We start from the raw sequence: 26,220 nt of genomic DNA, 5'->3' as shown, positions 1-26,220 counted from the left end.
CCCTCTCGATGCTACGGAAGCTTAGTGAGAACGGGCCGTCCGTGGCCGAACGCGCCCTCCACCCGGCATTGCTCGTAGGCCGACCGCGCGCCGTCGTGGAGCGCGCGCTCGACGGCGTCGCGGTCAGGGGACGTGCCGGTGGTCCAGCCGCCGCGCAGCAGCGAGACGGCGAACCCGGCGAGGAAGGCGTCGCCGCAGCCCATCGTGTCGACCATCAGGCCGGGGTCCTCCACCCGGCGCGCGGCGGTCGCGACCGTGACCCTGCCGTCGTGCGCGATCGCTCCCTCCACGCCGCGCGTGGCCAGCGCGAGCCGCGCGCCGCGCCGTACGGCCTCGGCCAGCAGCGCCCGCGTGGCGGCCTCGTCGAGATGTGAGCACGACAGCAGCACCAGGTCGGCGTGCGGGCAGATCAGGTCGAGGTAGCCGGGGGTGCGGAACTCATCCTCGCTGGACAGGTCGAAGCTCACCACCGGGCCGAGCCCGGCCAGCTTGGGCAGCTCGGTCTCGCTTCGGGAGTACACGCTGGAGTGCACCAGGTCGAAGGAGGCGGCGTACCGCAGCAGGTCGTCGCCGAGGACGAGCGGCTCCCGCAGCGTGACGCCGCCGCCGTTCCAGCCGAGGAAGACGCGGTCGCCGTCGTCCACGCGCAGGGTGGAGACGCCGCTCTCGCCGGTCCGCACGACGCAGTGGTCGATCGCGACTCCCTGGTCGGCGATCGAGGCGCGCAGGAAGTCGCCGAGCTCGTCGTCGCCGAACACGCCCAGGTAGGCCGCATCGAGGCCGAGGCGGCGGGCGTAGACGGCCACGTTGACGCTGTTGCCGCCGGGGTACTCCACGCCGCGGTCTACGAACCGGTCGACGATGTTGTCGCCGAAGCCGAGGACTCTCAAGGGACTCTCCTGTGGACGAGCCCCCGCGCAGGCACGCGCGAGGGCCCGGAAGGGGGGACGGCGGGATCAGTAGTCCATGACGCGGTAGTAGCGGCGCAGGTCGAGCGAGTGGTCGCGCACCCGCTCCAGGTGCTTGCTGACGCGGCTCATGACGGTGTCGAGGACGAGCGGCGCGAGCAGGCCGCGGAACTCGGGGCTGATGCCGTCGAGCGGGTAGTCCTTCGTGTCGAAGACCGTGACGTCCTTGGAGATCCGCTTGGCGAAGGCCTCGGCGCGGTCGGTGAGCGCCCTCGCCTCGTCCTCGCCCTGGAAGACGAGCACGCTGGTGTTCTCTTCGACCAGTTCGAGCGAGCCGTGGAAGAACTCGGCGCTGTGCACCCGCGTGGTGCGCAGCCACTGCATCTCCTCGAGGATGCACATGGAGTAGAGGTAGGTGAACCCCCACAGGTTCCCGCCGCCGATGAGGAAGTAGTAGTCGCTGTCCTTGTGGGCGTCGGCGAACGCCTCGGCGACCGGCTCGGCCTGCTTGGAGACCTCCAGGAGGATCCGCGGGATGTCGTCGAACTCGGCGGCGAACTTCTCGTAGCCGTCGAACTCGCCCCGCCGCGACAGCAGCCGGCCCATGAAGAGCAGCATCTGCATGTCGAACGGCCACGTCTTGGGCTCGGTCAGCAGCGCGAGGTCGACGTTCCGGGCGATCGGGGAGTCGGGGTAGCCGGTGAAGCCGACGGTGTAGGCGCCCTTCGACTTGCAGAACTCGATGGCCCGGACGACGTCCTCGGTGGTGCCGGAGACCGAGGTGAAGATCGCCACCGAGCGCTCGCCGAGCGCCTTCTCGTCCGCGGCGACCAGTTCGGCCGCGATCACCGCGCGCACGTCGAGGGTGGACCGCTGGCGCGCCAGGCGCTCGTACGGCCACATCTGGGCGTAGGTGCCGCCGGCGCCGACGAGGTAGAGGTTGTCGAATCCCCCGTCCACGAGCCGATCGACCAGTTCCTCGATCTGCGGGCGCAGCGCCACCGCGCTCGCCAGCTGGGAGAGGAATTCCGGCTCGTTGAATCCGAGCATTGTCGCGTCCTTTCGGGATCACCTGCGGACCGGCGGCGCCCCTGCTGCCTGATACCGGTATCACGCCGGGGTCACGCTGGCACAGGTGAACGTGAGACGTCAACACCGCCACCTTTTTTCTCCTGATAAAGCGGCATCTAGCTGCGCTTTCTTGCCTCTCGCGGCCCTGGGCGCGTCGTGCGGGAAAAAATTCTTGGAACTAGGTCTGGTACCGGTATCAGATGCTCTGTACAGTCACCCCACACCAGCGGGTCGTGCCGGCGGCGCGTCCCGGCGGATCCCAGTGCCCGGGGGTCCCAGCGTCTGGGGATCCCAGTGCTCCGGCATCCCAGGCCCCGGCACCGGCGGTCCTCCCTCCGCAGACGGACCAGCCCCCAGACAGACCAGAGAGAGAGGAAGCCCATGCGCCCTCGCGCACTCACGACGTTCGCGGCGATCGCCGGGACGTCGGTGCTCGCCCTCGCCGGGTGCACCGGCGGCGGGCAGGCGGACAAGGCTCCCGCGGCCGACGTGACCGCCGCCCCCGACTACTCGGGCACCCTGAGCATCCTCACCAAGTTCGCCGGAGAGCCGCTGGAGCCGTACTTCGAGGACCTGGCCGCCGAGTACGAGAAGCTCCATCCCGGGGTGAAGATCGAGCTCATCCAGGAGACCGACCAGAGCATCAAGGACAAGACCAAGACGCTGACCGCGTCGAACGCCCTGCCGGACGTCTACTTCACCTGGACCGGTAACTGGGCGGAGAACTTCGTCCGCGGCGGCCGCGCGGCCGACCTGACCAATGTCGTCGGGCCCGGCACGGAGTGGGGGAAGACCTTCAGCGAGGGGGCGCTGTCGGCCTTCGCCTACGACGGCAAGTACTACGGGATCCCGCTGTACGGCAACGGCAAGTTCATGGGCTACAACAAGGCCGCGTTCGCCAAGGCGGGGGTGAAGGTGCCCGCCACGTTCGAGGACCTGATCGCCGCCTGCGGCCCGCTGCGCAAGGCCGGGTACGAGCCGATCGCGTTCGGCAACAAGGACGGCTGGCCGGCCCTCCACTACCTGCAGCAGATGTTCGCCTACGACGTGCCGTGGGACACGCTGCAGGCCGACCTCAAGCCCGCGACGGCGAAGCTGGACGACCCGGGCTACGTCACCGCGCTGACCCGCTTCAAGACCCTCGTCGACACCTGCACCGACACCAAGAGCGGCACCAACGGCGTGCTGTACAGCTCGGCGCAGGAGAAGTTCGCCGACGGCAAGGCGGCCATGTACTACCAGGAGATCCTGGAGTTCGACAACGAGACCGCCAAGGGCAAGCTCCCCACGGACGACTTCGGCATCTTCCAGCTGCCGGCGCCGCAGGGGGCGAAGGGCGACCCCACGGTGATCGAGGGCGCGCCCGAGGGATACCTGGTCAACGCCGCCTCCCCGCGCATCCCGCTCGCCGTCGACTTCATGAAGTTCGTCACGAGCGTGAAGAACGCCAAGACCCTGTCGTCCCCGCCGTACGGCCAGCCCAGCACGGTCATCGGGGCCGTCACGCCCGAGACCTCCAGCAAGGCGGTCTACGAGGGCGTCGGGCTGGTCAACAAGGCGCCGAAGCTGGCCGCCTGGCTCGACACCGTCACCGTGCCCGACGTCGCCGACGCCTGGCTGTCCGGCGGCGAGGCGCTGATCACCGGCGGCAAGACCCCCGAGCAGGTGCTCGAGAGCGTCCGCCAGGCCTCGGCGTCGGCGAAGTAACCGGAGGAGAGCAGGTGCGCACCATCGGCAAAAGGGCGCTCGGGCTCGCGTGGGTCGTTCCCGCCCTCGTGCTGGTCGGGGTGTTCGTCTACTTCCCGCTGGCCGAGAACCTCGGGTTCAGCACGCTCAAGTGGGACATCTACAGCGGCAGCCAGGAGTACGTCGGCTTCGCCAACTACACCAAGCTCGTCGAGGACCCGGTCTTCTGGCGGTCGCTCGGCAACAACGTGCTGTACGCCGTGGTGTCGATCGTGTTCCAGGTGTTCGGCGCGCTCGTGCTGGCCGCGCTCATCGAAGGCGTGCGCAGCGAGCGGTGGCAGCGCGTCCTGCGGGCGATCTACTTCATCCCCTCCGCGATCTCGCTGACCGTCGCCGGCCTGCTCTTCTACGTCATCTACGAGCCCGACCTCGGCCTGCTCAACCACCTGCTGCAGGCGGTCGGCCTCGGCGGGCTCGGCCACTCGTGGCTGGGCGAGGAGAGCACGGCCATGCCGGCGATCATCGCGATGAGCCAGTGGCAGGGCTTCGGCTACTCCACGCTGCTGTTCGCCGTCGCCATCCAGCGGATCCCCCGCGAGATCTACCAGGCCGCGGCCCTCGACGGCACCGGGCCGGTCCGCCGCTTCTACCACGTGACCGTCCCCCTGGTGCGGGAGATGACCGGCGTGATGTCGATGGTCACGATCTCCGGGGCGTTCCAGGTGTTCAACGAGGTCATGGTGATGACCAGCGGCGGGCCCGACAACTCGACCCAGGTGCTGGGGACCTGGCTCTACCGCAGCGGCTTCGTCCGCAACGACTTCGGCTACGCCGCCGCGATCGCGACCGTCATCTTCGTGGTCACGCTCGGCATCGCCGTCGCGCAACTGTGGGTCGCGCGCAGGAGAAGGGTGGCGTGGTGAGTCGCATCGGCTTCCTGGGAGTGGTCGCCCGGGTGTTCCTGTGGGCGTTCCTGCTCTGCCTCGCGGCGGTGGTGGTCTATCCGCTGCTGTGGATGGTGCTCAACGGGTTCAAGACCAACGGCGAGATCTTCGGCAACCCCTTCTCGCTGCCCTCCCACTGGAGCTTCGACAGCTACCAGAAGGCCTGGAACCGCGGGGTGAGCAACTACCTCACCACGAGCGTGCTGGTCACCGTGACCTCGACGATCGCGACCGTGTTCGTCAGCGCGTGGGCCGCGTACGGCCTCACCCGGGTGAACATCCCGTTCTCCAAGCTGACCACCGGGATCATCCTCGGCGGGCTCATGCTCGCCCCGAGCGTGGCGCTCGTGCCGCTGGTGAAGATGTTCCAGGCCATGGGCCTGTACAACAGCTTCTGGGCGCTGCTCATCCTCTACACGGCCTTCCGGGTGCCGTTCACCACCTTCCTCATCCGGGCGTACATGCTCGACCTGCCGCGGGAGGTGGACGAGGCGGCCGAGATGGACGGCTGCGGCCGGTGGACCGCCTTCTGGCGCATCATCCTGCCCATGTGCAAGCCGATCATCACCTCGACCGTGCTGCTGCACATCCTGTTCGCCTGGAACGAGTACCTGTTCGCGATGGTCTTCACCAGCGGCGCGGGCGTGCAGACCCTTCCCGTCGGCCTGATGAGCCTCATGAGCAAGCACGGCACCGAGTTTCCCGTCGTCTTCGCCGGCATGGCGATCGCGGCCTTCCCTGTCGTGCTGCTGTTCTTCGCCGGGCAGCGTTACATCGTCAAAGGACTCGCGGACGGAGTCGGAAAATGAGTCCCATGCCCCTCATCACCGGATCGAACTTCTCCTATCAGCACCTGCCGTTCGAGCGGTTCCTCGACGACGCCGCCGACCTCGGCCACGAGGAACTGGAGCTGTGGGGGATCGCCCCCCACTTCCACGTGCCGCAGGTGAGCGACGCCGAGGCCCGCGCCGTACGCCGCCGGGCCGCCTCACGCGGCCTGCGGGTGCGCTGCCTCACACCCGAGCAGGTGATGTACCCGGTCAACATCGCCTCGGCCGACACGCGGCTGCGCGCCTCCAGCATCGCGATGTTCCGCCGGGCGGCCGAGCTGTGCGCGGAGCTCGGCGCCGAGTTGCTGCTGCTCACGCCGGGCCGGGGCTACGAGGACGAGCCGGTGGAGGCGGCGTGGCGCAGGTCCGCCGACGCGCTCGCCGAGATCGCCGGGTACGCCGAGGGGTTCGGGGTCACCTGCGTGCTCGAACCGCTCCAGCGGGTGGAGTCGAACCTGCTCAACGACTCGCGGGCGCTCGCCCGGATGCTGGACGAGGTCGGCGCGCCGAACCTCGCCGCCGTGCTCGACACCGTGGGCATGGCGGTCGCGGGGGAGAGCGTGGACGACTACTTCGACGCGCTCGGCGACCGCGTCCGCCACGTGCACCTCATCGACGGCAGCCCGGCCGGGCACCTGGCGTGGGGCGACGGGGAGCTGCCGCTGGCCGACTACCTCGCCGCCTTCTCCCGCCGCGGTTATGCCGGGTTCATGACGTTCGAGCTGTTCGGCGACGGCACCTACGCCTTCGCTCCCCGGCCCGTCGTCGAGCGCTGCCTGTCCGCCGTGGAGGCCGCCCTCACGCACCCCTGACGGGCGGGTTGAACCGGGAGTACTCCTCGAACGCCCAGCGCAGCGGGCTCGCGCCGCCGACCTGGAGCACGCACTCGACGTCGAACTCCACGAGTCGCTGGGCTCCCGGCACCCCATGGGGGTCCCAGTCGACCCGCGCCCTGCCGGTCAGGTGCAGCGCGTCGCCGGTGGTCCAGTCGAGGAAGAGCAGGCCCGCGGCCGGGTTCAGCTCCAGGTTGCCGAGGGTCATGTACATCAGGTTGCCCGCGTAGTCGGGCCAGACGAGCCGCCGGGCGTCCACCACCTCGACGAACCCGGGGTTGCCGCCCCGGTGCGAGACGTCCGAGCCGAGCCCTGGCGCGTGCGTCGCGACGAAGAAGGTGTCGGCGGCCCTGATCCACTCCCGCTGGGCCTCCGACAGGCGGTCCCCGGACCACGACGTCCCCTCACCGGGCTCCAGATCCTCGGTGATCGCACGCTTCTGCAGATATTTGGGGCAGTTGGAGTACACCTGCTCGGTCCGTACGTTCAGGCGGTCGCCGTCCCTCCGGGCCCGGCCGTTGACCCGCATCCGGCGCCGGGACCACGGCTCGATGGCCAGCATGCCGATGTCGTGCTCGTCGTCGAACAGTCCCGCGAGCGGCGCGCCGGGCACCGCGTCCACGAGGATCGCGCGGTCGCCGGCCGCGGTGACGAACCCCGGCCGGCCGGTGAGCGGCGCGGCCCACACCCGGCCTTCACGGTCCTCCGCGCCGATCACGACCATGCGCTGGGACTCCAGGAACCGCGCCGCGACCTCCGGGATCTCGGCCCGTACGCGGGCCGATCCGTGCCCGGCCAGCCGGACGCCCGCGCGGCGCTGGACCGCGACCTCTCCCGCGTGCCGCATCTTTAGAAGAACCCGCAGGTCGGGGCGTCGGGCCGGGGAGCCGGGCGCTCCTCGGCGCCGCTCGGCGCGTAGATCTCCAGCCGGATCCCGTCGGGGTCCTCGAAGAACAGGCCGCCCGAGGAGGCGCCCTCGCCGTGCGGCACGATGCCGCCGTGGTGGATCGTCGCCCCGGTCTCCCGGACGACGGCCTCCGCCCTGCGTACGGAGTCGATGTCCGGCACCTGGAAGGACAGGTGGTGCAGCCCCGGCAGGCCGGCGGCGAACCTGCCCTCGCTCTGCTGCCACAGCGTCAGCACCAGCGTGCCGTCCTGGGCGAGGAACGCGTACCGGCGCGTCTCGTCAGCCGACTCGCCGGCCACGTCGAAGCCGAAGACCTTCCGGTAGAAGCCGACCGACCTGTCGAGGTCGGAGACGTTCAGCCCGACGTGCCCCGTGGTGAAGCTCATGGCCTCTCCCTCCGTGCCGGTGTCTAACGGATGGTTACGTTAGAACATGAGAGCAGGCTAACGGGGCTCTGCGGAAAAGTCCATTAGAAGATCAGGTGATCCTTCGCCGGGGGAGTGGCAGGCGCGACCGCGTGAACACCGCACCGCCGAGCGCGGCCAGTAGGGGAAGTGCCACGACGAGCAGGCCGACGAGCAGCCAGGGAATCGCGATCGTCGACGTGTCGTCCGCCGGCGCGGTCACCTGCACTCCGTCGGGACGCAGAAACACCTCCGCGTGGTGGGGCACGGCCTGCCGGGCCGCGGCGATGCCCGGAGCGAAGCCGGCGAGCACGCCAGTGGCCGAGCCCAGCAACGCGATCACCAGGGCCTGCCCGGCGACGACCGCGCGCTTCACCCGTGGGGCCGCCCCCACGGCCGACATGGTCTCCAGGTCAGGACGCGCCTCGGCGGTGGCCAGCATGGTGGCGACGAACGTCATCCCCAGCACGAGCACGGCCGCGGCGATGCCCAGCACGACCAGGAGGAACGTGTCGTCGGGAGCCTCCGGAGCCTCGAGCCGCACGATCGCCTTGCCGCTGATCCGCTCCACCTTCGCGGTGATCCGCTCCGCCGTCGCCCTCGGGACGCGGAAGTCCGCGGGATCCACCATGAGCATGGCGGTCGCGGTGCCGTACCCGTTCTTCGCGGCCACCTCGGGCGCGACGACCGCGCGGGCCCAGCCCTCCCCGGTGGCCCGTATGCCGACGGCGGGCAGCGTGAGCGGCGCCGAGTCGCCCCGCGCGACGGCGGGCGAGACATCGATCCTCACCTGCCCCTGCCGGACGACGACGGGGTTGAGCACGATGGCCTTCCCCTCGTGGAAAGCCGCCACCGCCTGCGGGTCGTCACGCCGCAGCACGTAGCGGAGCAGGTCGTCGTTTCCGACCAGAAGGCCTCCGGATTCCGTCGCGTCCGACCATTCCACCCTGCTGACGTCGGAGGCGCTGTCCGGCACCGAGGCGTACACCGGGACGCCGGACCTCGACGTGAGCGTCCGCGCCTCCACCAGCGGCACGCCGGCGGGCACTTCCTCGCGCACGGCGGAGCGGACGCGATCCCAGAGGCCGGGAGTGAGGTTCGTCCCGGCGATCCACAGTGCCCCGGCCGGCGCTTGCGGGTGGCTCTGCGCGTACGCCGGGTTCCGCGCGAGCCGGCTCTGCCAGGTCACGCCCACCGCCGTGAGCGCCACGACCGCGGTCATCACCGCGGCGACGGCGGGCGCCGTACGGCCCCTGTTGCGTACGGCGTCCCTGGCGGCGAACCGGAGCGGCAGGGGGAGCCGGGCGGCGAGCCGGGCCACGGCCGCGATGAGCGCCGGCGTCAGCGCGACCAGGGCGAGCTGGGTGACCAGGGCCGAGGTCGCGATCCAGCCGAGCTCGTGATCCGCACTCGCGACGGTCGCCGCCGTGCCCGCGACGACGAGCACGATCCCGAGCAGCGGCCGGCCCGCGCGCTCACGGCCGCGCTCGCGCCTGCCCGACAGCACGGCCACGGGGTCCGTACGGCTCGCCGCGACGGCCGGGGCGAGCGCGGCCAGCAACCCCGCGAGGACGCCCAGCGCCGCGGCCGTCGCGACCGCCGCCCAGGGCGCGGCGAACGGGCCGAGCAGGTATCCGGCGCGCCGCTCCAGCAGCGGTCTCGCGAGCCAGGCCGCGCCGACGCCCAGGGCTGCGCCCGGCAGCGAGGCGGCGACGCCGAACAGCAGGCCGTCGGCGAGCGCGATCGTCCGCAGGTGGGCGGGGGAGCCGCCCTGGACGGCGACGAGCGCGAACTCGCGTGACCTTCGCAGCCGTCCCATGGCGAAGGCCGGCCCGGCCAGGAGGACGACCTCCAGCAGCATGATCGCGACCCACGGCGCGCTCTGGGTGAGGGAGGACACGCGCACGCGCGACGGCGCTTCGTCCGGCGGCGCCGCCTCGACGACGGTGCGGCTGACGACCACGAGGCCGCGTGCGTTGAGCCGTCGCACGTCCGCCCACGTCACGGGGCGCGGAGAGTCCACCAGCCAGCCGCGCGACATCAGCTCGGGATGGACCGGCCCGAAGGCGGCGTCGGGCAGGCTGCCGGGGAAGGCCACGAGGCCGGGCGGGGTACCCGTCAGGTCGAACAGGGCGACGCCGACGACCCGGAGCGGCCGGCGTTTCTCGCCGACGAAGAGTGTCACACCGGGGGCCGTGTCCGGGGCCAGCCGGTCGGCGGACACGACGGCCTCGCCGGGAGCGGTGGGAAGCCTGCCCTCGGTCAGCCGGAAGGTGCCCCGGGACATCGGATCGTTCAGGTCGACCTGACGGATCTGTCCGATGTCGTACCCCTGCGGGGTCAGGTAGCGGAAATCCGCCTGGGCGAAGGGGACGATCCGGCTGCCGGGGGCGAGGGCCGCTGCGATCTCGGCCGGGGTGAACGGCGTCGGATCGTTCCCGGGCTGCGCGGCGATCCGGTTTCCCCACGCGTCCTGGGTGACACCTGTCCACTCGCGGGCGCCGGTCACCAGCGCGTCGGCCTGCCCGAGGGGGTAGTGCTGACGGTCGGGCACCGGCCCCGGGCCGAAGAGGGCGCTCAGCACGAAGGAGACGAGGGCGACAGGAAGCCCGATCATCGCGAGGATCAACGCGCTGCGCCACTTCGACCGCCGGGCGTTGCGGCGGGAGATCCGTAATGCCGCGCTCAGCCCGCTCATCGGGCGGCCTCCATCCCGGCGGCCGCCGAGTCGACGATCTGCCCGTCCTTGAGGAAGACGACGCGGTCGGCCCAGGCGGCGTAGCGCGGCTCGTGCGTGACCAGCAGCACGGCGGCACCGGCGTCGGCCCGCTGCCGGAGCACCTGGATGATCTCGTCGCCCGCCCGGGTGTCGAGAGCGCCGGTGGGCTCGTCCGCCAGGAGCAGCCGCCGCTCCCCGGCCAGCGCGCGGGCGATGGCGGCCCGCTGGCGCTGGCCGCCCGACAGGTCGTCGGGGAACCGGTCGCCCAGGTCGGCGAGCCCGACCTCCTCCAGCGCCGCCATGGCCTCACGCCTGGCCTTCGCCGTACGGACCCCGTCCAGCTCGCGCGGCAGCGCGACGTTCTCCGCGACGGTCAGCGACGGGATGAGGTTGAGGTCCTGGAAGACATAACCGGCGCTCCTGCGGCGCAGCTCCGCCAGTTGCTTCGGTGACAGATCACGCAGCTCGCGGCCTTCGAGCGTCACCGACCCCTCCGTCGGGCGGTCCAGCCCGCCTGCGAGGTTGAGCAGGGTGGACTTGCCGGACCCGGACGGGCCCATGACCGCGACCAGCTCTCCGGCGGCGGCGTCCAGGCTGACGCCCCGCAGTGCGTGGACGGCCCCCGTCCCCTCGCCGTGGACGCGTACGACGCCGGTCATGCGGACGACCGGCTCGCCGTCCGGCGCGGGTAACCGGTCCGGAGATCGGGTTTCGGTCACGGGTTCTCCTCGGAGGGACGGGCGAGGACGGCCTCGCAGTGGTCGAGCCAGCGCTGCTCCGCCTCGGCATGGAAGATCATCGAGTCGATGACCAGGCGCTGTGCGGCCTCGGCCGACGTGTCGAGGCTCCGCAGGGCACGGGTGAGCTCCTGCAGGCCCCGCATCGTCGCGGACCGCTGGGCGCGGATGACCGCGGCCACGTCCACGCCGGGCGTGGTGACGGCCATCGCGAGCTTGATGACGAGCTCGTCGCGGGGCCGGTCGGCACGGGAGACGGGTTTGGCGAACCACCGGTCGAGCTCGTCGCGGCCTTCTGGGGTGATGGCGTAGCGGACCCGGCCCTGCTCGTCCTGGTCGCCCTGGTCGTCGCGGGACACCAGGCCGTCGCGTTCGAGGCGGGACAGCGTCGTGTAGACCTGCCCGATGTTCAGTGGCCAGGTCGTCGCCGTGGACGCCTCGAACTCGGCCCTGAGCTGATAGCCGTAGCGCGGGCCCCGGCTCAGCAGGGCGAGCAGGCCGTGTCGTACCGACATGAATACTCAGTATGCATACTGAGTATGCCTCTGTCAGCGGTCGGATCGGAAAGAGTGGATGCGGAGGGGCTCAGGCGTTCTTGTGCTGGCGGTAGTGACGGGCCGCGCGGGCGCGGTTTCCGCAGGCCACCGAGCACCACTCCTGGCGCGGGTGCTCCCTGACGAAATACAGCACACACCGGGGCGCCGGGCAGGCGCGGAGTTGCTCACGGCGCGGTCCGGCCAGCAGGTCGATGGCGGCGGCGGCGAGGGCCGCCCGCAGGCGGGCGGAGTCGTCGGCGGCCCGCGCGGGCAGGGTCCGGGCGCGGGGCGCCTCGTCCGGCGGCCATTCGAGCCGGGGGGCGACGGGCACCGCCGCCGCGGTGGCGTTCACGAGATCGAGGGAGGGCTCGAAGGCCGGCAGCCGGGCCGCGTCCGCGCCGCTCACCGGCCCGGGGGACACGGCCCGGGCGAACAGCGCGCGGATCGCCTGTCGCAGCGCCACGACCTCGTCGCGCATCTCGGGAGTGGCGACGAACGTGGCGGGGTCGATGCCGAGCTCGGGCGCGTGGTTTCCGGCCCAGGCGGTAAGGCCGCCGACGTCCTCCAGCGCATCCACCGGGCCGGACCGGTCCGCGCGGACGGTGCTCACGAATTCCAGGGCCAGCAACGAGGACATCGGTTCAGTCTAACGTGACCGGCCCGGCGTACCCGTGAGACCCGAAGGCGCCTGGAGGCTTCAGCGGCGGATGGCCTTGGCGAGGATGGCGACGAAGGCCGCGAAGCCCAGCCCCCCGACGAGGACGGGCGCCATGATGACCGCGTCGGGATCGGGCCCGGTCAGGTAGCGGATGCCCATACCGATGAACAGCAGGCCGCACAGCAGGCACATCCAGTTCGTACGGTGCACCCGGCGCGGGCGCTCGGGCTGCGACTCAGGCCGCACGGCGCACCTCCACGTCGCCGAGCCCGGCCTTGACGTGCAGCTCGATCGTCGGCACGTCGCCCTCGACCGGCGTCTCCGGCTCGAGGACGCGGTCGAACTGCACGTCGCTGCCGTCCTCGACCTTGTGGTCGATCTTCACCTCGCCCAGCTTGACGGAGCCGTGCACCTCCACGCGGGCGGTCGTCGGGACGATCACCGTGAGCTGTCCCATCGACACCGAGGCGTCGAACCTGACCCGGCCGCCCGGCGTGAGCGTCACGTCGCTCAGGTCGAGCTTGCCCTCGCCGATGCCCAGTTCGTAGGCGCCGGGCGACTGGACGGAGCCGACGGGGTGCCAGACGAAGCTGCCGACCTTGCGGGGGATGCCGTTCACCGTCGAGCTTCCCACCAGCACGAGGGCCACGATCGTCCCCGCGGCGATCAGCGCCGCGCCCCGGCCGAACCAGGCCGCGACCAGCAGGCCCGCCCCGATCGTGACGAGGACCGCCCCGCCGACGACCGGCAGGCCGACCGAGCCGGAGCCGGTCCGCTGCATGGTGACCATGATCCCTCCAACGATCAGGGCGAGGCAGATGGTGAGGCCGCCGACGAACGACCTGGGACGCTTGGGCCTCGCCGGCCGCGGGGGCGGCGGCGTGGGCGGGGCGTAGGGGCTCGGCGGGGGGTAGGGCGACCCGTAGGGCTGGTACGGCTCCCGCCGCGTGAAGGGGCCGTGGGGGGCGAAGGGCTCTCCGGCTCCGTAGCCGTGCCCTCCGGCTCCGTGTCCCCGCATGCCGTGCCGGTGGTCCCGGGCGCCGGTGTCACCGTACGCGCCCGCCCGTGCCTCGCGGGCCAGGTCGGACAGCCGCCGGTAGCCGTCGCCGGCAGGAGGCGCGGGGACGGAGGGCCCCGGCCCTCCGGGAGCCCAGCCGGCCGGCGCCCCGTGGACGTCCGGTCCCATGCTGTTCGGGCCGGGGACGCTCGGGCCTGCGGCGCTCGGGTCCGGGGGGTACGACGTGCCGGGGGCGGGCTCCGCGGCCAGCCGGGCGACGGATTCGAAGGGCCGGGTCGGCGGGTCGCCGTCGGCCCGCCCCGCCGGTGCGGCCGCGTCCCCCGCGACGGCCTCCTGGACGAGCGTGTCGTCCACGGCCTTCGGGGGTGCCGCCACCGGGTCCTGGGTGATCGTGTCGTGGATCGCGGTGTCGTCCACGGCCGCGGCCTGGACCATCGTGTCCTGGATCGCGGTGTCGTCCGTGGCCCTGTCCGTGGCCCTGTCCGCGGCCGGGCCGGGGGCCGCGGTGTCCGCCCCGGGCGCCTGCGGTGTGGCCCCCTGCGGTGTCTGTGCCTGCGGCGCCGGGGTCTCCCGCAGCGGAGTCTCCGTCATCGGCGCTTGCGCCCCGGGGGCGCCGGCCGCTCCGTACGGCTCCCCCGCGGGCGGCGGGGTGAAGGGCGAGAACGGCGCGAAGTTCGGCGTCGCCCGGGTCATGCCGCGCCGTCCGGTCGCCCGCTCGGGCATCGACTTGGCCATCGTCAGCAGGTCGACGCCGCGCGCGTGGGCGGCCATCAGCACGATGGCCAGCAGCGTGCCGACCACGATCGTGCCGCGGTTGATCCCTCCGGAGGCGACGTTGATGATCAGGCCGAACGCGAAGACCGCGGCCAGCAGCGCGAGCACGGTCTCGGCGTCGAACGTCCGCCGGGTCCACTGCTCCAGGTGGCCTGGGCCGCCGTCCGGCTGGCGCATCAGCAGGAACGCCGCGATGTACAGCATGACGCCGATGCCGGAAGCGAGGACAAGCACGGCGAATCCGACGCGGAAGAGCACGGGGTCCATGCCCGTGAACCTGCCGAGGCCCGCGCAGACGCCCGTGATCATGCGCCCGTCCCTGGAGCGGCTCAGCACCTTCTCGGGCTCGGGCGTGCCGGCGGAGTCGGGAGCAGGGGTCGGTGGTGCCTCGGTCATGGTCCCATCCTGGCCTTGCCTGCCATACCCCTGCCATCGGGGGAACCCCTGACTCGTCCCCGACCCCTCAGGGGCGGCGTCAGGGCATGCCCTGATGCGCTCATGCTCGGTGACGTGTGACGATGCTTCCGAGATGTCTGAGATGACTAACGCCCCCGCGGCGTACCCCCGGATGGTCCGGCCCGTCTCGGGCCGGGTGGTCGCGGGCGTCGCGCAGGGTGCCGCCGCCCAGCTGCGGCTCGACCCCGTCGTGCTGCGCCTCGCGTTCGTGCTGCTCACCGTCGTCGACGGGCTGGGCGTCGTGGCGTACGCCGCGCTGTGGATGTTCACCCCCAAGGAGGAGGTGAAGGGCCGCGAGCCGGCCCGCGAGTGGGGCCAGCTCGCCGCGTACGGCGTGCTGTGGCTGGCGCTCGCGGGCTTCGCCTGGATGACGGGCGCCTCCAGCGGCGGGTTCGGCACGTGGCCGATCGCGGTCGGCGGTATCGGCGCGCTGATCCTGTGGCAGCAGGCCGACCCGGGACGGCGGCAGCGGTGGATGTCGGGCGCGGTCAAGCAGGTCAGCACGACCTGGGTGCGCACCGGCATCGGGGCGCTGCTCGTCGTCGTGGGCGCGATCGGCTTCCTGGCCGCCAGCGGCGAGCTGGCCAAGGCCGGGACCGGGCTCGTGTTCACCGCGGTCGTCGTCGGCGGCATGCTGATGATCGCCGCGCCCTGGCTGGCCTCGCTCGTGAAGGAGCTCCAGCGGGAGCGCACCGAGCGCATCAGGCAGGAGGAGCGGGCCGAGGTGGCCGCGCACGTCCACGACTCGGTGCTGCACACGCTGACCCTCATCCAGCGCAACGCCCACGACGCGCGGGAGGTCGCCCGGCTCGCCCGGTCGCAGGAGCGTGAGCTGCGCAACTGGCTCTACCAGCCCAAGCAGGACGCCGACGCCAGCCTCGCCGCCGCCGTACGGCGGGTCGCGGCCGAGGAGGAGGACGCCCACGGCGTGCAGATCGAGGTGGTCTGCGTGGGCGACTGCGAGCTGAACGAGGGCCTGGTGGCCCTGCTGCACGCCGCCCGGCAGGCGATGGTCAACGCGTGCAAATACAGTGGGGCTCCGGTCGTCTCCGTCTACGCCGAGGTCGAGCCCGACGAGGTGACGGTGTTCGTCCGGGACCGGGGCAAGGGCTTCGTGCTCGACGACGTCCCCGGTGACCGGATGGGCATCCGCCAGTCGATCATCGGCAGGATGGAGCGCAACGGGGGAAGCGCCCGGGTCAGGACCGAGCCGGGCGACGGAACCGAGGTCATGCTGACCATGAAGAGGGAGCAATGAAGACCGTACGCGTGCTGATCGTCGACGACCACCGGCTGTTCCGGTCCGGCGTACGGGCCGAGCTGGGACCGTCGATCCAGGTGATCGGCGAGGCCGAGGACGTGGAGTCGGCGGTGACGGCGATCGGCGAGCTGCAGCCCGACGTGGTGCTGCTCGACGTGCACATGCCGGGCGGCGGCGGCCAGGAGGTGCTGCGGCGCGTGCTCGGCTCCGGCTCCCAGGTGCGCTTCCTCGCGCTGTCGGTGTCGGACGCGGCCGAGGACGTGATCGGGGTCATCCGGGGCGGCGCCCGGGGCTACGTGACCAAGACGATCAGCGGCGCGGAGCTGACCGACGCGATCATCCGGGTGTCCGAGGGCGACGCGGTGTTCTCACCGCGGCTGGCCGGGTTCGTCCTCGACGCGTTCGCCTCGACGGAGGCCCCGCCCATCGACCCGGAGCTCGACTCGCTCACCCAGCGGGAGCGCGAGGTGCTGCGGCTGATCGCCCGGGGTTACGCCTACAAGGAGATCGCCAAGGAGCTGTTCATCTCGGTGAAGACCGTCGAGACGCACGTGTCGAGCGTGCTGCGCAAACTGCAGCTGTCCAACCGCCACGAGCTGTCGCGCTGGGCCACCGCCAGACGTCTGGTCTGAACCCATCTGTGCGGACCCGTCTGGTGCGATCGCCCCTTGGCGTGCGACGCTCAGTGAATGGGCCGTGACGTACCCTCCGTCTCCTTCAGCCGGGAGGACCGCCGTCGTTACCGGGACAAGGTGAAGCTGTCGCTGGACGTCCTGGCCGAGATGCTGCGGGAGTCGCGGTTCGGGTTCGACCGGCCCCAGATGGGCCTGGAGATCGAGCTGAACCTGGTCGACTCCCGGGGCGAGCCGGCGATGAAGAACGCCGAGGTCCTGGCCGCCATCGCGGAGCCCGACTGGGCGACGGAGCTGGGCCAGTTCAACGTCGAGATCAACATTCCGCCGCAGGTGCTGTCCGGCGAGGGCAGCCGCCTGCTGGAGGAGTCCGTACGGCTGCGCCTCAACCGGGCGCAGGAGCGGGCGGCGCGCGTCGGCGGACAGCTCATGCTGGTCGGCATCCTGCCGACGCTGCGCGAGAGCGACGTCAGCGAGGGGACGCTGTCGGCCAACCCCCGCTACAAGCTGCTGAACGAGCAGATCTTCGCCGCCCGCGGCGAGGATCTGCACCTCATGATCGAGGGGGTGGAGCGGCTCGACACCTACGCCGACAGCATCACCCCTGAGGCGGCGTGCACGAGCGTGCAGCTCCACCTGCAGGTCAGCCCCGAGACGTTCGCCGACCACTGGAACGCGGCCCAGGTCATCGCCGGTCCGCAGGTCGCGGTCGCGGCCAACTCGCCGTTCCTGTTCGGCAAGGAGCTGTGGCGCGAGACCAGGATCAGCCTGTTCGAGCAGGCCACCGACACCCGGCCCGAGGAGCTGAAGGCCCAGGGCGTGCGGCCGCGCGTCTGGTTCGGGGAGCGGTGGATCACGTCGGTCTTCGACCTGTTCGAGGAGAACGTCCGCTACTTCCCCTCGCTGCTGCCCCTGTGCGACGAGGAGGACCCGAGGCGGGTGCTCGACGAGGGCGGGGTGCCCGAGCTGCACGAGCTGCGCCTGCACAACGGCACCGTCTACCGCTGGAACCGGCCCGTCTACGACGTCTCCGACGGGGTCCCCCACCTGCGGGTGGAGAACCGCGTGCTGCCCGCCGGGCCGACGGTGGCCGACATCGCCGCCAACGCCGCGTTCTACTACGGGCTCATGGGCGTGCTCCCGGCGGCCGAGCGGCCCGTGTGGACGCGCATGTCCTTCGCCGCCGCCGAGGACAACCTCCGCAACGCCGCGCGGCACGGCCTCGACGCCCGCCTCTACTGGCCGGGCCTGGGGGAGGTGCCCGCCGCCGAGCTGATCCTGCGCAGGCTGCTGCCCATGGCCTACCACGGACTCGACCTGTGGGAGGTCGACCCGGTCCAGCGCGACCGGCTGCTCGGCATCATCGAGCGGCGCTGCGTGACCGGCCGTACGGGGGCGGACTGGCAGGTCAGGACGGCCCGCGCGTTCGGCGGGGACCACGAGGCGCTGCGCCGTATGACGCTCCGCTACCTGCAGCACATGCACACCAACGAGCCCGTCCACACCTGGGGCATGTAAAACTCCCGCGTTCGGCGGCGGCGCAAATCTTCGCCGCCTAAATGGGTATTCACATGGAAATGACCCGCCGAACACTGGCCGTGCTCCTGCTCCTGGCGGTCCTCGTCGCCTCCTGCGGCACGCTCACCGGCTCCCCGCCCGACCGCGCCCAGCCGGGGGACGCGGCGTCCCGGGGGACGCCGTGCGAGGGCACCGGCGACGACTTCCCCGGCGACGTCAAGCTGGCCCGGTGCCTCACCGAGTGGTTCTGGTCGCAACGCTTCCAGGAGAGCGGCGGGGCCTACCGCCCGATCACCCGCTTCGTGGCCTATCAGGGGACCAACGGGCCCGACTGCGGCGGGCAGCCGGCCGTGCCGGAGAACGCCTTCTACTGCCCGTACGGCCATTTCATCGCCTACGACGCGACCTGGCTCAAGGCGATGTACGACCAGATGGGCGACGGGGCGGTCTACGTCGTGATCCCGCACGAACTGGGGCACGCCGTGCAGGCCCAGCTCGTCGAGGACTTCAGCTTCAACGTGCAGCGGGAGCTCCAGGCCGACTGCTACGCGGGCGCCGCGCTGAGCGGCCTGATCCGGGTGGGAGTGCTGAACGCGGAGCAGGGCGACGAGGAGGAGCTGCTCACCAACCTCCAGGCGGCGGGTGATCCCACCGACATCTGGTGGGCGCCGGACGCCCACGGCACGCCCCAGCAGCGCCAGCAGTACTTCGCCCACGGCTACACCGAGGGGGCAGGGGCCTGCTGAGGCGGCGGTCGCCGGAAGCCCCCTACGCCCCGGCGGCGATGGGAGCATGACGGACGTGACGACGAACCGGACGAGGCGGGCGGGTGCGCTGGGCGGCGCTCTCGGCGCACTCGGCGTGCTCATGGCCGCGAACGTGCTCAACAACCGGGTCGCCCGGCGGTGGGCGCCGCTGACCTCGGCGGTCGCGACCGGCACGCTGCTGCTGATCGCCCGCGGGGAGGGGATCACCTGGCGGGAGCTGGGCTTCCGCCGCGCCCGCGCCGGTGCCGCGACCGGGGGAGCGCTCGCCGCCGGCGTCGCCGCCGTCTACGCGGCGGGCGTCGCCCACCCCCGCACCCGCGCGCTGTTCCACGACGAGCGCGCGCTGGCGCTGTCGCGCCGCCGGGTGCTGGAGGAGGCCCTGGTCCAGGTGCCCTTCGGGACCGTGCTGCTGGAGGAGGTGGGTTTCCGCGGCGCGCTGCCCGCCCTGCTCGGCCGCTCGCTCCCGCCGCGTACGGCCGTCGCCGTCTCGGCCGCGCTGTTCGGACTGTGGCACGTGCTGCCCGCCATGGACATGGCCAGGGCCAACCCCGCCCTCGGCCGGCTGACCGCGGGGGAGGCCCCGGACGAGGCGGCCGGCCCCATGAAGACGGCGCGGCTGGAGACGGGACGGCTGGTGGCGGGGACGGTGGCGTCCACCGCGGTCGCGGGGCTCGTGTTCCACGGGCTGCGTCACCGTGCCGGGCTGCTCGCGCCCGCGCTGCTCCACCTGGCGACGAACTCTCTCGGCTACGCCGCCGCCCGGGCGGCCCGCCGCCTGGATCAGCCCTCGCGGGGGTCGGCCAGGCCGGTCCGGTAGGCGTACGCGACCGCCTGGGCGCGGTCGCGCACCCGGACCTTCGCGAAGAGGTTGTTGATGTGCGTCTTGACCGTCGCCTCGCTGATGAACAGCGCGGCGGCGATCTCGGCGTTCGACAGGCCGCGCGCGATGAGCCGCAGGACCTCCGCCTCGCGCGGCGTCAGCCCGTCGGGCGGCGTGCCGGCGCCGGACGACGGCCCGGCGCCTCGCGCCGCCCCGGCATCAGGGGGCGTCCCCGCTCCCGGCATGCGGCCCGCTCGGGGCGCCTCGCGGGCGTGGCGCGGCGAGAACCGCGACCGGTGAGCCGGCGCGGCGGCCGGGCCGGGCGTCTCACCGGGCCGCGCGGTGCCGGTGTCGCCGCCCGTGCCGGTGACGGTGTTCAGAAGGCGGCGCTGCACGCCGGGGTCGAGCTGCGCGTCGCCGTTCATCACCGTGGTCACGGCGCGGGCGATCTCCTCGGCGTCGGCGCTCTTGGTGAGGAAGCCGCGTGCCCCTGCACGCAGCGCGGCGAAGACCGACTCGTCGTCGGTGTACGTCGTGAGCACGACGACCTGGGTGTCCGGGAACCCGGCGCGGATCCTGCGGGTGGCCTCGACCCCGTCCATCCGGGGCATGCGCAGGTCCATGAGCACCACGTCGGGCCGTTCGTCCGCGACCAGGCGGAGCGCGGCCTCGCCGTCGGACGCCGACCCCACCACCTCGATGTCCGGCAGCAGGCCGAGCAGCAGGACGAGCCCGTCGCGCACCACGGCCTGGTCGTCGACCACGAGCACGCGGGCGGTCATGCCGGCACCCGCAGCCGGACCCGGAAACCGTCCTCGGTCTCGCCGGCCTCCAGGGTGCCGCCCAGGAGTTCGGCGCGTTCGCGCATGCCCACGAGACCGTATCCTCCCCCCGGCGTCCCGGGCCCGTCACTCGGGGGGTTGACGACCTCCAGCTCGCACTCCCGGTCGCCGAAGTTCAGCCGTACGGTGGCGGGGGAGCCCGGGGCGTGCCGCCGCACGTTGGTGACGGCCTCCTGGGCGGTGCGGATCATCGCCAGCTCGGTCTCGGGCGGCAGCCGGCGTTCGATCCCGGAGACGACGACGGCGCACTCCTCGCCGGTCGCGTCGCGGAACTCCTCGGCGAGCGCGTCCAGCGCGGCGGGCAGCGGCTGGGCGTCGTCGCGGAGCGCGGCCACGGCTCTGCGCGCTTCTTCGAGGCCCTGCTTGGCCAGCTCGCGGGCGCGTTCGACCCGGTCAAGGGCCTCCTGCGACCGGTCGGCGCGCAGCAGCAGCCGGGCGCCTTCGAGGTGCACGATCTGCGCCGACAGGGAGTGCGCGAGGATGTCGTGGATCTCCCTGGCGATCCGGGCGCGCTCGGCCAGCACGGCCTCGCCCGCCTGGGCGGCGGTGGCGGCCCTGCGCTGCCTGATGGCGTAGGCGACCGCGAAGACCACGCAGATCGAGACGCACAGGCTGAGGTCGCGCTGCTGCGCTTCCGGGGTGATCGGCGGCGGCAGCAGGCCCGCGACGCTCGATCCCAGGCCCGCGAGCGCCAGCAGCAGGAGCGGCAGCGACCGGCTGAGCGGGTGCCGTACGGCCGCGGCCCCGACGCTGAACATGAGCACGGCGACGGCCGGGCCGCTGTCCGCGACCATGTCGAGTGCGATGGTCGCCACGAGGGTGAGCCCGATGAGGACGGCCTCCGCCGGCCCGTCGTTCCGGAGTCCCGGCAGGACAGGCCGCAGGCGGATGACGACCATGAGCGTCAGTGTGACGGCGATCGCGGCGGTCAGCGCGGTGACGGCGAGCCGGTCGCCGGTCAGGCCGAACCCCGGCGGGCTGGTCGCCTGCCCGCCGACCAGCAGGGCGATCATGGCAAGCCGCAGGCACGCGCCGGCGATCGCGTTCCTGCGGCGGAATTCCGGGCCGGCCTCGGCATGTCCGTCACGACTGGGCACGCCCCGACGTTAGCGCCCCTCCCGCCGCGCTAGCGGGCCGTCCGGACACCCGATACGGGGACGGTGGGCAGGGCGCTCGCCCGCCGGGCGACGACGAGGAACTGGACACCGAGGGTCACCCCGACGAACAGGAGCACGGAGGTCTGCGCCGAGGCGAGGCCGAGGAGGGAGGTCAGGGCGGCCATCGCGACCCGGACGGCGACGGAGCCCACCCAGGCGATCAGGGTCGCGACGCCGCCCTGCGACCACGCCACGCCGTGCTGGTCGCGCCACACGCGCGTCGTCATGGCCCGCAGCACACCGAGGCCGGCGGCCACGAGGAGCTCCGCGACGAGCACGGCGAGGCTCAGCGTCGTGTGACGGGGGTCGACGAGCCCGCCGCCGCCGAGACCGGCCAGGACCATCACGGCGGCGATGATCAGCCCCACGGGCCTGGCGACGGGCCTCGGCGTCATCTGCCGGTAGATCACGAAGGCGACGACGGCGAGGGCGAGGGCGAGGATCTGCGCGGTTTCCATGGGCACGACGGTAGGAAGACCGGGCGTGCCCCGGATCGGCGCGAGGGTGGAGAACCGGGGTGGAGATCAGGCGATCTCCACCCGGAGGTGGAGGACCCGGCCCGCCCGGCTCAGGCGGTGACAACCCGCTGGAACGCCTCCGCGTACGAGCCCTCGGGGAGGCCCGCGGCGGCGGCGTGACCGGAGAGCCAGCCCTTGACCATGCCGTCCAGGTCGGGGACGTGCGCGGTCTGGCTCTCGTGCGCGCGCAGCGCGGCGATCTTGCGATCGATGGTAGAGGTGACGTCGACGTAGTGGTTGACGGTCATCCCGCCCGTGAGCCACACCTCGTGGACGGTCCAGGCCTCCAGGCCCTCGTCGGCGAGCAGTTCGGGGAAGGCGTAGGGGTTGCGGGCGTCGGGGTAGACGGCGTCGAGGGTGGCGCCGCCGACCGCCCGGTGGTCGGGGTGGCTCGGACTGATCCGCACGTAGTTGCGCTCGGGGGTCGAGGTGATGACCAGGTCCGGCCGCACCTGGCGGATCACCCGGGCGATGTCCCGCCGCAGGCCGAGCGTCTGCTCGACCGCGCCGTCCCGATAGCCGAGGAAGCGCAGGTCGCTCACGCCCACGCACTTGGCCGCGGCCGTCTGCTCGGTCCGGCGCAGCGCCGCCATGCCCCCGTTGTCCACCGCACGGTCGAACCCGCCCGCGTCGCCATCCGTGACCAGGCAGTACGCCACCTCGGCCCCCGCCTCGGTCAGCCGGGCGACCGTCCCCGCCGCGCCGAAGTCGATGTCGTCGGGGTGTGCGACGACCACCAGCACCTTGTTGAATTCCGCCTCGTCCAGCACGAGCAGCCCCTCCTCATGGTCCGGCACATCACCTTAAACGTGACTTGCCGGGCGAGTGGGCTCCGAATGTCGGCGCGCGGCCATAACCTAAGGAGAGTGTCCACCCGAGCCGCCACTCATCCGTTGCTCGACGGCCTCAACCCGCAACAGCGGGACGCCGTCATCCACCAGGGCAGTCCGCTGCTGATCGTCGCCGGGGCCGGCTCCGGGAAGACCAGGGTGCTGACGCATCGCATCGCCTACCTGCTGGCGGAGCGTGACGTCCAGCCGGGGGAGATCCTCGCGATCACCTTCACCAACAAGGCCGCCCGGGAGATGAAGGAGCGGGTCGACAGGCTCATCGGGCCGCGGTCCAGGGCCATGTGGGTCATGACGTTCCACAGCGCCTGCGTGCGGATCCTGCGGCGCGAGGCGAAGCGGCTGGGTTTCTCCTCCAGTTTCTCGATCTACGACCAGGCCGACTCCCAGCGGCTCATGGCGATGGTGTGCCGTGAGCTCGACCTCGACCCCAAGCGTTACCCGCCGCGGTCCTTCTCGGCCCAGGTCAGCAACTTCAAGAACGAGCTGATCGACTACGAGACGGCGGCCGACCGGGCCTCGACCCATCTGGAGCGGACGCTCGCCGAGGCGTACCGCACCTACCAGCGGCGGCTCACCGAGGCCGGCGCGATGGACTTCGACGACCTGATCATGCTGACGGTCACGCTGTTCCAGCTCTTCCCCGATGTGGCCGAGCACTACCGGCGGCGGTTCCGGCACGTGATGGTCGACGAGTACCAGGACACCAACCACGCGCAGTACATGCTGATCCGTGAGCTGGTCGGGCGGCCCGAGGTGCGCACCGCCGACGGCGACGTGGTGCGGGAGGGCGTCGAGCCCTCCGAGCTGGTGGTCGTCGGCGACGCCGACCAGTCGATCTACGCCTTCCGCGGCGCGACGATCCGCAACATCCTTGAGTTCGAGCGCGACTATCCGGACGCGCGGACGATCCTGCTGGAGCAGAACTACCGCTCCACGCAGACGATCCTGAACGCCGCCAACTCGGTCATCTCTCGCAACGAGGGCCGCAAGCCGAAGAACCTGTGGTCCGACCAGGGCGCGGGCGCCAAGATCATCGGGTATGCGGCCGACAACGAGCACGACGAGGCCATGTTCGTCGCGCAGGAGGTCGACCGGCTCAGCGACGACCACGGCGTCACCCCCGGCGACGTGGCGGTCTTCTACCGCACGAACGCCGCCTCCCGCGTGTTCGAGGAGATCTTCATCCGCACGGGCCTGCCGTACAAGGTCGTGGGCGGGGTGCGGTTCTACGAGCGCAAGGAGGTCAAGGACCTGCTCGCCTACCTGCGGGTCCTGGCCAACCCGAACGACACCGTGTCGCTGCGGCGCATCCTCAACGTGCCCAAGCGCGGCATCGGCGACCGCGCCGAGGCGATGATCGAGGCGTTCGCCAACCGGGAGCGCATCGCCTTCTGGGAGGCGCTGCGCCGGGCCGACGAGGCGCCGGGCGTGGCCACCCGCTCGCTGAACGCGATCCGCGACTTCGTCACGTTGCTCGACGAGCTGCGCGCCAAGGAGCTTCCGCTGTCCGACCTGGCGGAGGAGGTGCTGAGCGCCACCGGCTACCGGACGGAGCTGGAGACCTCGGGCGACCCGCAGGACGAGAGCCGGCTGGAGAACCTCAACGAGCTCATCTCGGTGGCCGCCGAGTTCGAGGAGGCGAACCCGGAGGGCACGCTCGTCGACTTCCTCGAGCAGGTCTCGCTGGTCGCCGACGCCGACCAGATCCCGGAGGGGGACGACCACGGCGGGGTGGTCACGCTGATGACCCTGCACACCGCCAAGGGCCTGGAGTTCCCCGTGGTGTTCCTCACGGGCATGGAGGACGGCGTCTTCCCGCACATGCGCTCCCTGAGCGATCCGAAGGAGCTGGAGGAGGAGCGCAGGCTGGCGTACGTCGGCATCACCCGGGCCAAGGAACGGCTCTACCTGTCCAGGTCGGCGGTCCGCTCGGCGTGGGGCGCGCCGTCGTTCAACCCCGCCTCGCGTTTCCTGTCGGAGGTGCCGGGCGACCTGGTCGAGTGGCGCGGCGACCCGGGCAAGACCGCCTGGTCCGCCGCGACCTCCCGCCCGGCCGCCCGTACGGCTCCCGCGCAGAAGACCGGCGGCCGGCAGATCCCGAACCTGTCGCCCGGCGACCGGGTCACCCACGACACGTTCGGGCTCGGCACCGTGGTGGCGGTGGACGGTCAGGCCGAGAAGACGCGGGTGAAGATCGACTTCGGCAGCGAGGGCGAGAAGACCCTGCTGCTCGCCTACGCCCCTATCGACAAGCTCTGATCCACAAGCTCTGATCGACAAGCTCTGAGTCCCGCACCCCGGGTACCCATGCTCCTCGGGTACTGGGTGGCGGGGAAACGCGGCCATGCCGTTGCCCGAGCGTTGGAGAGCAGGTAAGAGCCCAGGTCACGGGCGTTTCCGTCGTCTTGCGACCGCCGCGGAACCGGTCGCATACTGGCGTGGAGCGATGCCACACGCGCGCGGGGTGGTCTCACTCGCGCGCGGGGAGGCCTGGCGTGTATGCGCCATGGCCACGTATGAACGCGACGACGTCGCCGTGTGATCGTGACGGGGCATTCTGCGAGCGCGTGGAGGCTTTCTCCGAGCCCGGGCAAGACCCGCGAAGCGGGGGGCGATCAGCGGCGAACTCGGCGGGATCACCGTCGGCGACGCAGCCGGCGGTTCCAGCCGGCTCATGTTCACATCATCGGACCGCCTGCCGGAAGGACCGACCGCAGCGCCGCATTCTCAGCTGCCTGACCAGGGAGCGCCGTATGAACACGTCATCTCACCGTCGTCGTACGGATCACCGGCGAGTAGCGGCGCTGTGCATCCTGCTCGCGACCTGCCTGGCGTTGGCGCTCCAGGCGTGCGACTCCCCGCGGCAGCGGGCCAGGCCCCACGCCACCTGGAGCAGGGGCGGCCTGGTCGACGGTCAGGTCGGCCCGGTGCGGCTGCTGCACGTCCACATCCTCGCCCCGCCCATGGACGAGCAGAAGGCCGGCGACGACCTGGGGCTGTACCTGACTCTGGTCAACAACAGCGACAGACCGCAGACGCTCGACGGCGTCAGCACCGTCCACGCCGAGCGGGTCGTTTACCGGCAAGGGCCGTCATCCCTCCAGCAGGCCGTGAACGTGACGATCCCCGCTCACGGGGCCGTCTCCCTCCAGCAAGGCCACGACCGCCCGCACCTGGAGCTCGTCGACATCCACCGCCCACTCGGTGCCACTCCCGTCGACGTCACGTTCCGCTTCCCCACCGCGGGCACGATCACCCTCCGCATCCCCGTCCTCCCGCTGTCACGAGGGGCCGGATCGCCCACACCCGCCCGCAGTTAGTCGCGGTCATGAGCTTCGTCTCGCCGTAGGTGGGGGTGGCCGCGGCGGGGTGC

General features: G+C 71.9%; 25 protein-coding genes. 11 read left to right on the top strand and 14 right to left on the bottom strand.

From position 1 onward, the window contains the following. Positions 1 to 11: 11 nt before the first annotated feature. Positions 12 to 890, bottom strand: coding sequence for a PfkB family carbohydrate kinase (locus tag FLW16_RS27575; protein ID WP_142563060.1), 879 nt, complete (start codon positions 888 to 890; stop codon positions 12 to 14). A 66-nt stretch (positions 891 to 956) separates the two neighbouring features. Then, positions 957 to 1,958: an SIS domain-containing protein gene (locus tag FLW16_RS27570; protein ID WP_142563059.1), complete on the bottom strand. Its 1,002-nt coding sequence runs from the start codon at positions 1,956 to 1,958 to the stop codon at positions 957 to 959. Positions 1,959 to 2,360: 402 nt separating this feature from the next. Here FLW16_RS27570 and FLW16_RS27565 point away from each other — a divergent pair, with 402 nt between their 5' ends. The 4 genes from FLW16_RS27565 to FLW16_RS27550 are packed head-to-tail and all read left to right on the top strand — an operon-like array spanning position 2,361 to position 6,251. After that, positions 2,361 to 3,686: an ABC transporter substrate-binding protein gene (locus FLW16_RS27565; protein WP_142563058.1), complete on the top strand. Its 1,326-nt coding sequence runs from the start codon at positions 2,361 to 2,363 to the stop codon at positions 3,684 to 3,686. Positions 3,687 to 3,700: 14 nt separating this feature from the next. Continuing rightward, positions 3,701 to 4,588, top strand: a complete 888-nt coding sequence (locus FLW16_RS27560; protein WP_142563057.1) for a carbohydrate ABC transporter permease — start codon at positions 3,701 to 3,703, stop codon at positions 4,586 to 4,588. Continuing rightward, positions 4,582 to 5,418: a carbohydrate ABC transporter permease gene (locus FLW16_RS27555; protein WP_142563056.1), complete on the top strand. Its 837-nt coding sequence runs from the start codon at positions 4,582 to 4,584 to the stop codon at positions 5,416 to 5,418. Before FLW16_RS27560 ends, FLW16_RS27555 begins: the two co-directional genes overlap by 7 nt. Beyond that, a complete protein-coding gene (locus tag FLW16_RS27550) occupies positions 5,415 to 6,251 on the top strand; it encodes a TIM barrel protein (protein WP_142563055.1) in 837 nt (278 codons plus the stop codon). The genes FLW16_RS27555 and FLW16_RS27550 overlap by 4 nt, the downstream gene beginning before the upstream one ends. On the opposite strand, the gene FLW16_RS27545 is transcribed toward FLW16_RS27550, so the two are convergent. From FLW16_RS27545 to FLW16_RS27510, 8 genes are all read right to left on the bottom strand, one after another. Continuing rightward, positions 6,238 to 7,119: a pyridoxamine 5'-phosphate oxidase family protein gene (locus tag FLW16_RS27545; protein WP_142563054.1), complete on the bottom strand. Its 882-nt coding sequence runs from the start codon at positions 7,117 to 7,119 to the stop codon at positions 6,238 to 6,240. The two genes, FLW16_RS27550 and FLW16_RS27545, sit on opposite strands and share 14 nt — an antisense overlap. A gap of 2 nt (positions 7,120 to 7,121) precedes the next feature. Then, positions 7,122 to 7,565 carry a VOC family protein gene (locus FLW16_RS27540; protein ID WP_142563053.1) on the bottom strand — a complete coding sequence of 148 codons (444 nt, stop codon included), beginning with the start codon at positions 7,563 to 7,565 and terminating at the stop codon, positions 7,122 to 7,124. Between the two features lie 91 nt (positions 7,566 to 7,656). Next, positions 7,657 to 10,281: an FtsX-like permease family protein gene (locus FLW16_RS27535; RefSeq protein ID WP_142563052.1), complete on the bottom strand. Its 2,625-nt coding sequence runs from the start codon at positions 10,279 to 10,281 to the stop codon at positions 7,657 to 7,659. Continuing rightward, the gene (locus FLW16_RS27530; RefSeq protein WP_142563136.1) at positions 10,278 to 10,961 is read right to left on the bottom strand and encodes an ABC transporter ATP-binding protein; all 684 of its coding nucleotides are present in this window, start codon (positions 10,959 to 10,961) and stop codon (positions 10,278 to 10,280) included. The genes FLW16_RS27535 and FLW16_RS27530 overlap by 4 nt, the downstream gene beginning before the upstream one ends. A gap of 56 nt (positions 10,962 to 11,017) precedes the next feature. Further along, on the bottom strand, positions 11,018 to 11,554 hold the full coding sequence (locus FLW16_RS27525; RefSeq protein WP_142563051.1) for a PadR family transcriptional regulator: 537 nt from the start codon (positions 11,552 to 11,554) through the stop codon (positions 11,018 to 11,020). Between the two features lie 70 nt (positions 11,555 to 11,624). Beyond that, positions 11,625 to 12,212 (bottom strand): ABATE domain-containing protein, encoded by a 588-nt coding sequence (locus FLW16_RS27520; protein ID WP_142563050.1) that lies wholly within the window; start codon positions 12,210 to 12,212, stop codon positions 11,625 to 11,627. 60 nt (positions 12,213 to 12,272) lie between these two features. After that, entirely contained in the window at positions 12,273 to 12,479 is a 207-nt protein-coding gene (locus tag FLW16_RS27515; protein WP_142563049.1) for a hypothetical protein, read from the bottom strand. Further along, positions 12,469 to 14,421 carry a PspC domain-containing protein gene (locus FLW16_RS27510; RefSeq protein ID WP_142563048.1) on the bottom strand — a complete coding sequence of 651 codons (1,953 nt, stop codon included), beginning with the start codon at positions 14,419 to 14,421 and terminating at the stop codon, positions 12,469 to 12,471. The genes FLW16_RS27515 and FLW16_RS27510 overlap by 11 nt, the downstream gene beginning before the upstream one ends. A 142-nt stretch (positions 14,422 to 14,563) precedes the next feature. Here FLW16_RS27510 and FLW16_RS27505 point away from each other — a divergent pair, with 142 nt between their 5' ends. Genes FLW16_RS27505 through FLW16_RS27485 form a run of 5 tightly spaced genes read left to right on the top strand, consistent with a single transcriptional unit; the run spans position 14,564 to position 19,476 of the window. Next, complete coding sequence (locus tag FLW16_RS27505) at positions 14,564 to 15,739, top strand: PspC domain-containing protein (RefSeq protein WP_396686811.1); 1,176 nt, start codon at positions 14,564 to 14,566, stop codon at positions 15,737 to 15,739. Continuing rightward, complete coding sequence (locus FLW16_RS27500; protein ID WP_076432599.1) at positions 15,736 to 16,374, top strand: response regulator transcription factor; 639 nt, start codon at positions 15,736 to 15,738, stop codon at positions 16,372 to 16,374. Before FLW16_RS27505 ends, FLW16_RS27500 begins: the two co-directional genes overlap by 4 nt. A 57-nt stretch (positions 16,375 to 16,431) precedes the next feature. Further along, positions 16,432 to 17,892: a glutamate-cysteine ligase family protein gene (locus FLW16_RS27495; RefSeq protein WP_142563046.1), complete on the top strand. Its 1,461-nt coding sequence runs from the start codon at positions 16,432 to 16,434 to the stop codon at positions 17,890 to 17,892. A 59-nt stretch (positions 17,893 to 17,951) separates the two neighbouring features. Next, entirely contained in the window at positions 17,952 to 18,638 is a 687-nt protein-coding gene (locus FLW16_RS27490; RefSeq protein ID WP_142563045.1) for a neutral zinc metallopeptidase, read from the top strand. Between the two features lie 55 nt (positions 18,639 to 18,693). Then, positions 18,694 to 19,476, top strand: a complete 783-nt coding sequence (locus FLW16_RS27485) for a CPBP family intramembrane glutamic endopeptidase (RefSeq protein WP_260615636.1) — start codon at positions 18,694 to 18,696, stop codon at positions 19,474 to 19,476. Here the strand turns inward: FLW16_RS27485 and FLW16_RS46005 are convergent. From FLW16_RS46005 to FLW16_RS27465, 4 genes are all read right to left on the bottom strand, one after another. Continuing rightward, on the bottom strand, positions 19,440 to 20,261 hold the full coding sequence (locus FLW16_RS46005; protein ID WP_142563043.1) for a response regulator transcription factor: 822 nt from the start codon (positions 20,259 to 20,261) through the stop codon (positions 19,440 to 19,442). The genes FLW16_RS27485 and FLW16_RS46005 overlap by 37 nt on opposite strands. Next, positions 20,258 to 21,418: a sensor histidine kinase gene (locus FLW16_RS27475; RefSeq protein ID WP_142563042.1), complete on the bottom strand. Its 1,161-nt coding sequence runs from the start codon at positions 21,416 to 21,418 to the stop codon at positions 20,258 to 20,260. Before FLW16_RS27475 ends, FLW16_RS46005 begins: the two co-directional genes overlap by 4 nt. A 29-nt stretch (positions 21,419 to 21,447) precedes the next feature. Continuing rightward, entirely contained in the window at positions 21,448 to 21,936 is a 489-nt protein-coding gene (locus FLW16_RS27470) for a hypothetical protein (protein WP_142563041.1), read from the bottom strand. 110 nt (positions 21,937 to 22,046) lie between these two features. Continuing rightward, positions 22,047 to 22,766: a PIG-L deacetylase family protein gene (locus FLW16_RS27465; RefSeq protein WP_142563135.1), complete on the bottom strand. Its 720-nt coding sequence runs from the start codon at positions 22,764 to 22,766 to the stop codon at positions 22,047 to 22,049. 66 nt (positions 22,767 to 22,832) lie between these two features. Between FLW16_RS27465 and pcrA the strand changes: the two genes are divergently transcribed. Together pcrA and FLW16_RS27455 are read left to right on the top strand one after the other, a co-directional pair. Then, positions 22,833 to 25,106 (top strand): DNA helicase PcrA, encoded by a 2,274-nt coding sequence (gene pcrA / locus FLW16_RS27460; RefSeq protein ID WP_142563040.1) that lies wholly within the window; start codon positions 22,833 to 22,835, stop codon positions 25,104 to 25,106. A gap of 494 nt (positions 25,107 to 25,600) precedes the next feature. Further along, on the top strand, positions 25,601 to 26,167 hold the full coding sequence (locus FLW16_RS27455; protein WP_185949616.1) for a copper chaperone PCu(A)C: 567 nt from the start codon (positions 25,601 to 25,603) through the stop codon (positions 26,165 to 26,167). Positions 26,168 to 26,220 lie beyond the last annotated feature (53 nt).

The sequence above is a fragment of the Microbispora sp. KK1-11 genome, assembly GCF_006874435.1.
Taxonomy (GTDB): Bacteria; Actinomycetota; Actinomycetes; order Streptosporangiales; family Streptosporangiaceae; genus Microbispora; species Microbispora catharanthi.
This window is presented reverse-complemented; position numbering and strand designations above follow the sequence as displayed.